We start from the raw sequence: 13,479 nt of genomic DNA, 5'->3' as shown, positions 1-13,479 counted from the left end.
GCCACCTTCACTGCATCGAATCGTGACATAACTCGTTGATTTGTCGTGAGTCGCTGATGGCTTGAGGCTATCGCGACGAGCTCCATGGCGTTCAGGAAGAATGACGCGGAGTTTCACCAGAAAAAAGGAACCAGGCTTCTCATGGGCGAACTGGCCAAAGAAATCCTCCCGGTCAATATCGAAGACGAGCTGAAACAGTCCTACCTCGACTACGCGATGAGCGTGATCGTCGGGCGTGCGCTGCCGGATGCGCGCGATGGCTTGAAACCGGTACACCGTCGTGTGCTCTACGCCATGAGCGAGCTGGGCAACGACTGGAACAAGCCCTACAAGAAATCCGCCCGCGTGGTCGGTGACGTGATCGGTAAATACCACCCGCACGGCGACACCGCGGTGTATGACACCATCGTACGTATGGCGCAGGACTTCTCCCTGCGCTACCTGCTGGTCGACGGCCAGGGCAACTTCGGTTCGGTGGACGGCGACAACGCCGCAGCCATGCGATACACCGAAGTGCGCATGACCAAGCTGGCGCATGAGCTGCTGGCCGATCTGGAGAAGGAAACGGTCGACTGGGTGCCCAACTACGACGGCACCGAGCAGATCCCGGCGGTCATGCCGACCAAGGTGCCGAACCTGCTGGTCAACGGCTCCAGTGGTATCGCCGTGGGCATGGCCACCAACATCCCGCCGCACAACCTCACCGAGGTAATCGACGGCTGCCTGGCGCTGATGGACAACGCCGAGCTGACCGTCGATGACCTGATGCAGTACATCCCCGGCCCTGATTTCCCCACCGCGGGCATCATCAACGGCCGTGCCGGCATCATCGAGGCCTATCGTACCGGCCGTGGGCGCATCTACATCCGCGCCCGCGTCGAGGTCGAGGACATCGACAAGGTCGGCGGTCGCCAGCAGTTGGTGGTCACCGAGCTGCCGTACCAGCTGAACAAGGCGCGTCTGATCGAGAAGATCGCCGAGCTGGTCAAAGAGAAGAAGATCGAAGGCATCACCGAACTGCGTGACGAGTCCGACAAGGACGGCATGCGCGTGGTGATCGAACTGCGTCGTGGCGAAGTGCCGGACGTGGTGCTGAACAACCTGTACGCCCAGACCCAGATGCAGAGCGTGTTCGGTATCAACGTCGTGGCGCTGGTCGACGGTCAGCCGAAGATCATGAACCTCAAGGACATGCTCGAGGTGTTCATCCGTCACCGCCGCGAAGTGGTGACTCGTCGTACCGTCTACGAGCTGCGCAAGGCGCGTGAGCGTGGCCACATCCTCGAAGGCCAGGCGGTGGCTCTGTCCAACATCGATCCAGTGATCGAGCTGATCAAGGCCTCGCCAACTCCTGCCGAGGCCAAGGAGCGCCTGATTGCCACGGCCTGGGAATCGTCCGCCGTGGAGGCCATGGTCGAGCGCGCCGGTGCCGACTCCTGCCGTCCTGAAGGTCTGGATGCACAGTTCGGCCTGCGCGACGGCAAGTACTACCTGTCGCCGGAACAGGCCCAGGCCATCCTCGAGCTGCGTCTGCACCGCCTGACCGGTCTGGAGCACGAGAAGCTGCTGGCCGAGTACCAGGAAATCCTCAGCCTGATCGGCGAGCTGATCCGCATCCTGACCAGCCCCGAGCGCTTGATGGAAGTCATCCGCGAGGAGCTGGAGAAGGTCAAGGCCGAGTTCGGCGATGCCCGTCGCACCGAGATCGTCGCCTCGCGCCTGGATCTGACCATTGCCGACCTGATCACCGAAGAAGAGCGCGTCGTCACCATCTCCCACGGTGGCTACGCGAAGAGTCAGCCGCTGGCCGCCTACGAGGCGCAGCGCCGTGGTGGCAAGGGCAAGTCGGCCACCGGGGTGAAAGACGAGGACTACGTCGAGCACCTGCTGGTCGCCAACAGTCACGCGACCCTGCTGCTGTTCTCCAGCAAGGGCAAGGTGTACTGGTTGCGTACCTTCGAGATTCCCGAGGCTTCGCGCGCCGCGCGCGGTCGTCCGCTGGTCAACCTGTTGCCGCTGGATGAGGGCGAGCGCATCACCGCGATGCTGCAGATCGACCTCGAAGCGCTGCAGCAGAGCGCCGGTGCCGACGAAGACCTGGACGACGACGGTGTGGTGATCGAAGGCGAAGCCGTTGAAGTGGTCGAGGCAGAGGAAGTCGAAGAAGTCGAGGGTGAAACCCCTGAGCTGGTCGCCGAAGCGACTGGCGCCTTCATTTTCATGGCCACCGCATTCGGTACCGTGAAGAAGACCCCGCTGGTGCAGTTCAGCCGTCCGCGCAGCGCCGGTCTGATCGCCCTGAAGCTGGAAGAGGGCGACACCCTGATCGCTGCCGCCATTACCGACGGCGCCAAGGAAGTCATGCTGTTCTCCGATGCCGGCAAGGTGCTGCGCTTCGCCGAGAGCAAGGTGCGCACCATGGGTCGTACCGCCCGCGGTGTGCGCGGTATGCGCCTGGGCAAGGATCAGCAACTGATCTCCATGCTGATTCCTGAGTCCGGTGCGCAGATCCTCACCGCTTCCGAGCGTGGCTTTGGCAAGCGTACCGGCCTGGGCAAGTTCCCGCGTCGCGGTCGTGGTGGTCAGGGCGTGATCGCCATGGTCACCAGCGAGCGTAACGGCAAGCTGGTCGGCGCCATCCAGGTGCAGGACGGCGAGGAAATCATGCTGATTTCCGACCAGGGCACTCTGGTGCGTACCCGTGTCGACGAAGTCTCCAGCTCGGGTCGTAATACTCAGGGTGTGACCCTGATCAAGCTGGCCAAGGACGAAACCCTGGTTGGCCTGGAGCGTGTGCAGGAGCCGACTGCGGTGGAAGAAGACGAGCTGGTCGAAGGCGAAGAGGGCGCTGAAGTCGCCGAAAGCGCCGAAGCACCAGTCGCCGACGCCGAGGAAGGCGGCGAGGAATAAAGTCGGGCTCCGTGGGAGGGGCTTTAGCCGCGACGGTCGCCGCTAAAGCACCTCCCGCAGGGCGTAGGGTGGGTTGAGCGCAGCGATACCCATCGGCAAGCAGTGTGGACATGCCATCGCCTGGTGGTGGCGTTCTGTGAATCTGAGAGAGACAGACGTGAGCAAGCGAGCTTTTAACTTCTGCGCCGGCCCGGCCGCGCTGCCGACCGCTGTACTGCAACGCGCCCAGGCCGAGATGCTCGACTGGCAAGGCAAGGGCCTCTCGGTGATGGAGATGAGCCATCGCAGCGACGAGTACGTGGCCATCGCCAGCCAGGCCGAGCAGGATCTACGTGATCTGCTCGCTGTGCCCAACGACTACAAGGTGCTGTTCCTGCAGGGCGGTGCCAGCCAGCAGTTCGCCGAGATTCCGCTGAACCTGCTGCCGGAAGACGGCGTGGCCGACTACGTCGAAACCGGCATTTGGTCGAAGAAGGCCATCGAAGAGGCGCGTCGTTACGGTGCCATCAACGTCGCCGCCAGTGCCAAGGCGCACGATTACTTTGCCATTCCCGGGCAGAACGACTGGCAGCTGTCGAAAGATGCCGCCTACGTGCATTACTGCAGCAACGAAACCATCGGCGGCCTGCAGTTCGACTGGGTGCCGCAGGTCGGCGATATCCCGCTGGTGGCGGACATGTCCTCGGACATCCTCTCGCGCTCGCTGGATGTGTCGCAGTTCGGTCTGATCTACGCCGGTGCGCAGAAGAATATCGGCCCGAGCGGCCTGGTGGTGGTGATCGTCCGTGAAGATCTGCTCGGTCGCGCCCGTTCCAGCTGCCCGACCATGCTCGATTACAAGATCTCCGCCGATAACGGTTCGATGTACAACACCCCGGCGACCTATTCCTGGTACCTGTCCGGCCTGGTCTTCCAGTGGCTGAAGGAGCAGGGCGGCGTCGAGGCCATGGAACGCATCAACCGCGCCAAGAAGGACCTGCTGTACAAGGCCATCGATGACAGCGACTTCTACAGCAACCCCATCGCCCATAACGCGCGCTCCTGGATGAACGTGCCGTTCCGCCTGGCTGACGAGAAGCTGGACAAGGCTTTCCTGGCTGGCGCCGATGCGCGCGGTCTGCTCAACCTGAAAGGGCATCGTTCGGTCGGTGGCATGCGCGCCTCGATCTACAACGCTGTTGGCATGGATGCGGTCGAAGCGCTGGTGGCCTATATGGCCGAGTTCGAGAAGGAGCATGGCTAATGACGGATGTAATCTCCGAGCAGGAACTGCAAGCGCTGCGTGTGCGCATCGATAACCTCGACGAACGTATCCTCGAGCTGATCAGCGACCGTGCGCGCTGCGCTGAAGAAGTCGCCCGTGTGAAGATGAAGGAGTTGAAGGAGGGCGAGTCGCCCGTCTTCTATCGCCCCGAGCGCGAAGCTCAGGTGCTCAAACGCGTGATGGAGCGCAACAGAGGGCCGTTGGGCAATGAGGAAATGGCGCGGTTGTTCCGCGAAATCATGTCTTCCTGCCTGGCGCTGGAAAACCCGCTGAAAGTCGCTTATCTCGGTCCTGAAGGCACCTTCAGCCAGGCTGCGGCGATGAAGCACTTCGGTCACGCTGTGATCAGCGTGCCGATGGCGGCCATCGACGAAGTGTTCCGCGAGGTGGCTGCCGGTGCGGTCAACTTCGGCGTGGTGCCGGTGGAGAACTCCACCGAAGGCGCGATCAACCACACCCTCGACAGCTTCCTCGAGCACGACATGGTCATCTGCGGTGAGGTGGAGCTGCGCATTCACCATCATCTGCTGGTCGGTGAAACCACCAAGACCGACAAGATCACCCGCATCTACTCCCATGCCCAGTCGCTGGCGCAGTGCCGCAAGTGGTTGGACGCGCACTATCCGAACGTCGAGCGCGTGGCGGTTTCCAGCAACGCCGACGCGGCCAAGCGAGTAAAAAGCGAGTGGAACAGCGCTGCCATTGCCGGCGACATGGCGGCCAACCTGTACGGCCTGACCAAGCTGGCCGAGAAGATCGAGGATCGCCCGGACAACTCCACGCGCTTTCTCATCATCGGCAGCCAGGAAGTGCCGCCGACCGGCGACGACAAGACCTCGATCATCGTCTCCATGCGCAACAAACCGGGTGCGCTGCATGAGTTGTTGGTGCCGTTCCACAACAACGGTATCGACCTGACTCGCATCGAGACCCGCCCGTCGCGCAGCGGCAAGTGGACTTACGTGTTCTTCATCGACTTTGTCGGACATCACCGCGATCCGCTGATCAAGGATGTGCTGGAGAAGCTCGCGCAGGAGGCCGTGGCGTTGAAGGTGCTGGGGTCGTATCCGAAGGCGGTGCTTTGAGTGGAGCCTGGGCTTCAGGTGCCGCTGGGCTCCTCGCTTGTAGAGTGCAACCAACGGGCACTGAGCAAGCAGCAGGAGCCTTTCGTCATCTGGTTCACGGGGCTCAGTGGTGCGGGAAAGTCGACTCTGGCCGGAGCGCTGGAGCGCAGCCTGCAAGCCGAGGGTCGGCATACCTATCTACTCGATGGAGATCGTCTGCGTCTCGGTCTGAATCGTGATCTGGGTTTCTCCGAGCATGATCGGCAAGAGAATGTTCGTCGTGCTGGTGAGGTGGCGGCATTGATGGTCGATGCAGGTCTGGTCGTGCTGGCTGCGTTCATTTCGCCTTTTCGTGTTGATCGCGATGCTGTGCGTCAGTTGTTGCCCGGTCGATTCGTCGAGGTCTTCATTGATACGCCTCTGCACGTTTGCGAAGCCCGTGATCCGAAGGGACTTTACCGACGGGCACGGGCCGGCCTGATCAAGAACGTCACGGGGCTTGATTCTCCATTCGAGGCGCCGCAGGCTGCCGAATTGCGTTTCGATACCAGCAGCTGTTCGGTTGCAGAGGCCGTGCAGCAGATCCACGACTACCTCAGGAGCCGTCATGCCCTGTGATTTGGTCAAACGTATTGCGTTAGAGAAGAGCCTCCATTCATGAGTTGCGATTTCCTAGCCCTGGCTCAGCCAGGCGTGCAAAAGCTGTCCCCCTACGTGCCTGGCAAGCCAGTCGATGAACTGGCCCGTGAGCTGGGGCTCGATCCGGTCGGCATCGTCAAGCTGGCCAGCAACGAGAATCCGCTTGGCCCCAGTGACAAGGTGCTGGCAGCGATTCGTGCTGAACTGGACGAACTGACCCGCTACCCGGATGGCAATGGCTTCACTCTCAAGACTGCCTTGGCCGCTCGCTACGGCGTTGACACCGCGCAGGTGACCCTGGGCAATGGCTCCAACGACATCCTCGAGCTGGTTGCCCGTGCCTATCTGGCGCCCGGCCTCAACGCCGTGTTCAGCGACTACGCCTTCGCGGTATACCCCATCGCCACCCAGGCAGTCGGCGCGCAGGGCAAGATCGTGCCAGCCAAGGATTACGCTCACGACCTGCAGGCGATGCTTGCCGCCATCGACGACAACACCCGCGTCGTCTTCATCGCCAACCCCAACAACCCGACCGGCACCTGGTTCGGCCCGGATGCACTGGAGACCTTTCTGGCCAAGGTGCCGGAATCGGTGCTGGTAGTGCTGGACGAAGCCTATATCGAGTACGCCGAAGGCGACGAGCTGCCAGACGGTCTTGATTACCTGGCGCGCTATCCGAACCTGCTGGTCTCGCGCACCTTCTCCAAGGCCTACGGCCTGGCTTCGTTGCGTGTCGGCTATGCCATCAGCTCGCCGGCCATCGCCGATGTGCTCAACCGCGTGCGCCAGCCGTTCAACGTAAACAGCCTTGCGCTGGCCGCAGCCTGCGCTGCGCTGGCCGATGCCGATTACCTGGCCGAAAGTCGTCGCTTGAACGATGCCGGCATGCAGCAGCTGGAAGAGGGCTTGCGGGCCCTGGGCCTGAGCTGGATTGCCTCCAAGGGCAATTTCATCGCTGTTGATTTTGCTCGCGACACCGCCGCGATCAACCAGGCACTGCTGCGTGAAGGGGTGATCGTGCGGCCGATGGCCGGTTACCGCATGCCGAATTTCCTGCGCGTCTCCATCGGCCTGCCGAAAGAGAACGCGCGTTTCCTCGAGGCACTGGCCAAGGTGCTGTCGGCGTGACTGTCACTGCAGTGCAATCGAATACCCCTAAGATCGGCCGCCTGGTGGTGGTCGGCCTCGGCCTGATCGGTGGTTCCTTCGCCAAGGGGCTGCGTGGGCGCGGCCTGTGCCGGGAGGTCGTGGGGGTCGATCTGGACGCGGAATCGTGTCGCCTGGCGGTGCAGTTGGGCGTCGTCGATCGTTGCGAGAGCGACCTTGCAGCCGCCTGTCAGGGGGCTGATGTCATCCAGCTGGCAGTGCCTATCCTGGCCATGGAGAAGGTGCTTGCCCAGTTGGCCAGGATCGATCTCGGCAATGCCGTATTGACCGACGTCGGTAGTGCCAAGGGGAATGTCGTGCGTGCGGCGCGCCTGGCATTTTCCGGCAAGGCTGTGCGTCTGGTGCCCGGCCACCCCATTGCGGGCTCCGAGCAGAGCGGGGTAGAGGCGGCCAACGCGGAGCTGTTCCGTCGCCATAAGGTCATCCTGACGCCCAGTGAGCACAGCGATGAAGCGGCTGTGGCGCTGGTCGAAGGTTTGTGGCGCGAGCTGGGTGCGGATGTCGAGTCGATGGAGGTCGAACATCACGACCAGGTGCTCGCTGCCACCAGCCACCTGCCGCACCTGCTGGCCTTTACCCTGGTTGACTCGCTGGCCAAGCGCAGCGAGAACCTGGAAATTTTCCGTTATGCCGCTGGTGGTTTCCGCGACTTCACGCGGATCGCCGGCAGTGACCCGGTGATGTGGCACGATATCTTCCTCGCCAACCGCGAGGCCGTGCTACGCACACTGGATACGTTTCGCGACGACCTCGACGCCCTGCGCGACGCGGTCGACGCCGGGGATGGGCATCAACTGCTGGGCGTGTTCACGCGCGCCCGCGTGGCCCGCGAACATTTCAGCAAAATTCTGGCCCGCAGGGCCTATGTGGACGCTATGCACTCGACCGATCTGATTTTCCTGGCAAAACCTGGTAGCTCGCTGGCTGGACGTATCCGCGTACCGGGTGACAAATCCATCTCGCACCGCTCGATCATGCTGGGTTCGCTGGCTGAAGGTACCACCGAGGTCGAAGGCTTCCTCGAAGGCGAAGACGCCCTGGCCACGCTGCAAGCGTTCCGCGACATGGGCGTGGTCATCGAAGGCCCGCACCATGGTCGCGTGACCATCCACGGCGTCGGTCTGCATGGCCTGAAAGCCCCGGTTGGCCCGCTGTACATGGGTAACTCCGGCACCTCCATGCGCCTGCTCTCCGGTCTGCTGGCGGCGCAGCCGTTCGACACCACCCTCACCGGTGATGCTTCGCTGTCCAAGCGGCCGATGAATCGCGTGGCCAAGCCGCTGCGTGAAATGGGGGCGGTGATCGAGACTGGCCCGGAAGGTCGTCCGCCGCTCACCATCAAAGGTGGTCAGCGCCTGACCGGCATGGCCTACGAAATGCCCATGGCCAGCGCCCAGGTCAAATCCTGCCTGCTGTTGGCCGGCTTGTACGCAGCCGGTAGCACCTCGGTGACCGAGCCGGCGCCGACTCGTGATCACACCGAGCGCATGCTGCGCGGCTTCGGCTATCCGGTCAGCGTCGAAGGCAGCACTGCCAGCGTCGAGTCCGGCCACAAGCTGACCGCCACGCGCATCGAAGTACCGGCGGATATTTCCTCGGCGGCATTCTTCCTGGTCGCTGCCAGCATCGCTGAAGGCTCCGAACTGGTGCTCGAGCACGTTGGCATCAACCCGACCCGCACTGGTGTGATCGACATTCTCAAGCTGATGGGCGGCGACATCACCCTGGAAAATCAGCGTGAAGTCGGCGGTGAGCCAGTGGCTGACATTCGTGTGCGTGCGGCCAAGCTCAAGGGTATCGACATTCCGGAAGACCTGGTGCCGCTGGCCATCGATGAATTCCCGGTACTGTTCGTCGCCGCCGCCTGTGCTGAAGGTCGCACCGTGTTGCGCGGCGCCGAAGAGCTGCGGGTGAAAGAGTCCGATCGCATCCAGGTCATGGCTGACGGCCTGGTCGCGCTGGGTGTGAAGGCCGAGCCGACACCGGACGGCATCATCATCGAAGGCGGCGCCATCGGCGGCGGTGAAGTCTGGGCGCATGGCGATCACCGCATTGCCATGTCCTTCAGCGTCGCCTCGCTGCGCGCCAGTGCGCCGATCCGTATCCATGACTGCGCCAACGTCGCCACTTCCTTCCCCAACTTCCTCGCTCTGGCGGCCGAAGTCGGTATCAATGTGGCCGTAGAGGGCAACGCATGAGCGCCCCGGTAATCACCGTCGACGGGCCGAGCGGGTCGGGCAAGGGCACTCTTTGCGCGCTGCTGGCCAAACAGTTGGGCTGGAACCTGCTCGACTCCGGTGCGCTCTATCGCCTGCTGGCCTTCGCCGCTGGCAACCACGGCATCGATCTGACCAACGAAGAGTCGCTCAAGCAACTGGCCGCACATCTGGATGTGCAGTTCATCGACAAGCGCATCATCCTCGAAGGCGAAGAGGTGACCGACGCCATCCGTAACGAGCAGATAGGGGCGGGCGCGTCCATGGTCGCCTCGCTGCCTGCTGTGCGCGAAGCGCTGCTGCAGCGTCAGCGTGCGTTTCAGGAAATGCCCGGCCTGGTGGCAGACGGTCGCGACATGGGCACCGTGGTGTTCGCCGACGCGCCGCTGAAGATCTTTCTGACCGCCAGCGCCGAGGAACGTGCCCGTCGCCGTTACTTGCAGTTGAAGGCCAAGGGCGATGATGTTAATCTCGCGAGTCTTCTCGACGAGATACGGGCGCGCGACGAGCGCGATACCCAGCGCGCGGTGGCTCCGCTCAAGCCGGCAGCCGACGCAATCGTGCTGGATTCCACCGAGCTTTCCATCGAGCAGGTACTTGAACGAATTCTGAGCGAGGTCGCTGATCGCGATCTTGCCGGGTAGAGAGTCGCAGCTGCTATAAGCTGACGGACTCGCAAGGAGGCATACGGGAGACCAGTCCTTGTCCCGTAGGCCTCTTTTTACATGAACGAACCCACATGGTCTGGAATGTGGTTTGGGCGAATCCCCGCCCTTGATCAACAGGAATCAACATGAGCGAAAGCTTTGCAGAACTATTTGAAGAAAGCCTGAAAACCCTCGACATGCAACCGGGCGCCATCATCACCGGTATCGTGGTCGACATCGACGGTGACTGGGTTACTGTCCACGCCGGTCTGAAGTCCGAGGGCGTCATCCCGCTCGACCAGTTCTTCAACGAACAAGGCGAGCTGACCATCAAGGTCGGTGACGAAGTCCATGTCGCGCTGGACGCGGTTGAAGATGGCTTCGGTGAAACCAAGCTGTCCCGCGAGAAAGCCAAGCGCGCTGAGTCCTGGCTGGTTCTGGAAGCTGCGTTCAACGCTGAAGAAGTGGTCAAGGGCGTTATCAACGGTAAGGTCAAAGGCGGCTTCACTGTTGACGTCAACGGCATCCGCGCGTTCCTGCCGGGTTCCCTGGTTGACGTCCGTCCGGTGCGTGATACTACTCACCTGGAAGGCAAAGAGCTGGAATTCAAGGTCATCAAACTGGACCAGAAGCGCAACAACGTTGTCGTTTCCCGTCGCAGTGTCCTGGAAGCCGAGAACAGCGCCGAGCGCGAAGCTCTGCTGGAATCCCTGCAGGAAGGTCAGCAAGTCAAAGGTATCGTCAAGAACCTCACCGACTACGGTGCGTTCGTTGACCTGGGCGGCGTAGACGGCCTGCTGCACATCACCGACATGGCTTGGAAGCGTATCAAGCACCCGTCCGAGATCGTCAACGTTGGCGACGAGATCGACGTCAAGGTTCTGAAGTACGATCGCGAGCGTAACCGCGTATCCCTGGGGCTGAAGCAACTGGGCGAAGACCCATGGGTTGCCATCAAGGCTCGTTACCCGGAAAACACCCGTGTTGTTGCCCGCGTCACCAACCTCACCGACTACGGCTGCTTCGCCGAGCTGGAAGAGGGCGTGGAAGGCCTGGTACACGTTTCCGAAATGGACTGGACCAACAAGAACATCCACCCGTCGAAAGTCGTCAACGTCGGCGACGAAGTGGAAGTCATGGTTCTGGACATCGACGAAGAGCGTCGTCGTATCTCCCTGGGTATCAAGCAGTGCAAGACCAACCCGTGGGAAGACTTCTCCGGTCAGTTCAACAAGGGTGACAAGATCTCCGGCACCATCAAGTCGATCACCGATTTCGGTATCTTCATTGGTCTGGACGGCGGCATCGACGGCCTGGTTCACCTGTCCGACATCTCCTGGAACGAAGCCGGCGAAGAAGCCGTGCGTCGCTTCAAGAAGGGCGACGAGCTGGAAACCGTCATCCTGTCGGTTGACCCGGAGCGTGAGCGCATCTCCCTGGGCATCAAGCAGCTGGAAGACGATCCGTTCAGCAACTACGTCTCCATCAACGACAAGGGCACCATCGTCCGTGGCGTTGTGAAAGAAGTAGACGCCAAGGGCGCCATCATCGACCTGGGCAACGAGATCGAAGCTACCCTGAAAGCCTCCGAAATCAGCCGTGACCGCGTTGAAGACGCGCGCAACGTCCTGAAAGAAGGCGACGAAGTAGAAGCCAAGATCATCAGCGTCGACCGCAAGTCCCGCGTCATCAGTCTGTCCGTCAAGTCGAAAGACGTTGAAGACGAGAAAGACGCGATGAAGGAACTGCGTAACAAGCAAGACGTTGAAAGCACCGGCCCGACCACCATTGGTGATCTGATCCGTGCACAGATGGAAAACCAGAACTAAGTTCGGGTAATTCATCAAAAAAGGGCGGCCCTCGGGCCGCCCTTTTTCGTTTCCGTATCCCGTAGCGCCGCGCGCAGGCGATGTTTGGCTCTGGTAAGCAGTGCATCCCTCCATTGTCTGGGAGCCGTCATGGAGCGCTGCTGGTTGGGGAAAGCGCTGCTCGCGAAGCTTTTTGCCTGTCGTTGATCACTGGGTGTGCGGATGCGCTTTGGTTCGGCCGTCCAGGGGGGGGCTTGCCAGTCCCGGGGTCGACAAACCGTTTTATGTCTCCGATGTGAGCCTCTTGCGTGTCGTGTGGCGCGGTTCTGTCCTCAGATTGCGCTAACACCTTGTTTTTTAGGCTGTTCAAAAGCTGACCCGCGTGCTACAACCGAACCGTCGAGTCTTCTAGCCGCTTGAAAAAGAAGGGAAAACCATGACCAAGTCGGAGTTGATCGAAAGAATTGTCACTCATCAGGGTCAGCTGTCCTCCAAGGATGTCGAGTTAGCCATCAAGACCATGCTGGAGCAAATGTCCCAGGCGCTGGCCACGGGGGATCGCATCGAAATTCGCGGCTTTGGCAGCTTCTCGCTGCATTACCGCGCGCCGCGCGTTGGGCGCAACCCGAAAACCGGCCAATCTGTCCGCCTGGATGGCAAGTTCGTGCCGCATTTCAAGCCGGGTAAGGAGCTGCGTGACCGGGTCAATGAGGACGAGTGACTGTGTTTTTTTCTTCTCGCTGGTGCAATTCTCCTGATCAGGTGATCGCCTGGCGTCAATTTTTGTAATGCTTGCGAAATCATGGGAAACCGGCAAAAATGTGCGGGATTTCACATTATGCGTGTTTCCGCATTTCCAGCTGGTTCAGTTAATTACAATTTTCTGAACAGTTATCCGCACTACTGGGCTGAGTCCCTTTAAATTTCGCCAGCGTTAAGGGATTGACTCGTGCGGTACCCCTCCATTGTTCATGACGGCGCCATATCAGGCGTGACGGGCTCATGTCATCAGCTGCAAATGGGCGATGAGCATGCGCTACTGATTGACTGCGGCCTCTTCCAAGGTGCCGATACCTCTTCTGCGGGCCGGGCAGGCGCAGGCAGCCTCGCACCCGATTTCTCTCTGGACGGCAAGGCGCTGGTCGCAACCCATGCTCATGTCGGCCGCGTGGGTCGTATAGCCTACTTGCTTCAATCCGGCTTCAACGGCTCGATTTTCTGCAGCGAGTCGTCGGCCAGGTTGTTGCCCATTGTCCTCGAGGGGGCATTCAAGCTCGGTTCCAGCCGCGACCGGAAGCACATAGGGCGTGACCTAAAGCTGACCGAGCTGCGCATCGTCGCCTTAACGCAAACCGCCCAGCCCGCTATCGTTATCGCCGCTGGCAATGGAATGTGCTCAAGTGGGCGTATCGTCAATCAACTCAAAACCATGCAGGGTGGTGAGCGGCATGATGTGCTGTTCGTTGGCTGCCAGGCTGGCGGTGCGCCGGGTCGACAGATCCAGCACTTTGGCCCGCGTAGTGGCTATTTGGAATTTGACGGGCAGCGCTATGACATTCGGGCTCAGGTGCATACCATAGGTGGTTATTCTGCCCGTGCGGATCAGAAGGGGCTTGTTAGCTTTGTTACCAGAATGATGCACTGGCCGTCAGAGCTTCGTGTCGTGCATGGCGAGCTTGACGCCAAGCAGCAATTTACAACGGTTTTGTAGTAGTGCTACGGCACTACTGACAAGACTCTAAAGTCGTTATTTCGTAAAGTGTG

At 61.0% G+C, this 13,479-nt stretch carries 10 protein-coding genes; all 10 read left to right on the top strand.

What is annotated here, in order from left to right; translation table 11 throughout:
* Positions 1–141 precede the first annotated feature (141 nt).
* The 10 genes from gyrA (at position 142) to INS93_RS12395 (ending at position 13,426) form a co-directional block, all read left to right on the top strand.
* Positions 142–2,910 (top strand): DNA gyrase subunit A, encoded by a 2,769-nt coding sequence (gene gyrA, locus INS93_RS12440; protein ID WP_192982341.1) that lies wholly within the window; start codon positions 142–144, stop codon positions 2,908–2,910.
* A gap of 157 nt (positions 2,911–3,067) precedes the next feature.
* A complete protein-coding gene (gene serC, locus INS93_RS12435) occupies positions 3,068–4,153 on the top strand; it encodes a 3-phosphoserine/phosphohydroxythreonine transaminase (RefSeq protein WP_192982338.1) in 1,086 nt (361 codons plus the stop codon).
* Positions 4,153–5,259, top strand: coding sequence for a prephenate dehydratase (pheA, locus tag INS93_RS12430; protein ID WP_178094176.1), 1,107 nt, complete (start codon positions 4,153–4,155; stop codon positions 5,257–5,259). Before serC ends, pheA begins: the two co-directional genes overlap by 1 nt.
* Positions 5,260–5,856, top strand: a complete 597-nt coding sequence (cysC, locus tag INS93_RS12425; protein WP_319017546.1) for an adenylyl-sulfate kinase — start codon at positions 5,260–5,262, stop codon at positions 5,854–5,856. It begins immediately after the preceding gene.
* 39 nt (positions 5,857–5,895) lie between these two features.
* Positions 5,896–7,005 (top strand): histidinol-phosphate transaminase, encoded by a 1,110-nt coding sequence (gene hisC, locus INS93_RS12420; RefSeq protein ID WP_192982336.1) that lies wholly within the window; start codon positions 5,896–5,898, stop codon positions 7,003–7,005.
* Entirely contained in the window at positions 7,002–9,242 is a 2,241-nt protein-coding gene (locus tag INS93_RS12415) for a bifunctional prephenate dehydrogenase/3-phosphoshikimate 1-carboxyvinyltransferase (RefSeq protein ID WP_192982333.1), read from the top strand. Before hisC ends, INS93_RS12415 begins: the two co-directional genes overlap by 4 nt.
* Positions 9,239–9,904, top strand: coding sequence for a (d)CMP kinase (gene cmk / locus INS93_RS12410; protein WP_079783982.1), 666 nt, complete (start codon positions 9,239–9,241; stop codon positions 9,902–9,904). Before INS93_RS12415 ends, cmk begins: the two co-directional genes overlap by 4 nt.
* Positions 9,905–10,053: 149 nt before the next feature.
* Positions 10,054–11,736, top strand: coding sequence for a 30S ribosomal protein S1 (rpsA, locus tag INS93_RS12405; RefSeq protein WP_017677358.1), 1,683 nt, complete (start codon positions 10,054–10,056; stop codon positions 11,734–11,736).
* 415 nt (positions 11,737–12,151) lie between these two features.
* Positions 12,152–12,436 carry an integration host factor subunit beta gene (gene ihfB, locus INS93_RS12400; RefSeq protein ID WP_003243558.1) on the top strand — a complete coding sequence of 95 codons (285 nt, stop codon included), beginning with the start codon at positions 12,152–12,154 and terminating at the stop codon, positions 12,434–12,436.
* 297 nt (positions 12,437–12,733) lie between these two features.
* Entirely contained in the window at positions 12,734–13,426 is a 693-nt protein-coding gene (locus INS93_RS12395; RefSeq protein WP_226945493.1) for an MBL fold metallo-hydrolase RNA specificity domain-containing protein, read from the top strand.
* The last annotated feature ends 53 nt before the right edge of the window (positions 13,427–13,479 follow it).

The sequence above is a fragment of the Pseudomonas sp. EggHat1 genome, assembly GCF_014892995.1.
GTDB lineage: Bacteria > Pseudomonadota > Gammaproteobacteria > Pseudomonadales > Pseudomonadaceae > Aquipseudomonas > Aquipseudomonas chaetocerotis.
This window is presented reverse-complemented; position numbering and strand designations above follow the sequence as displayed.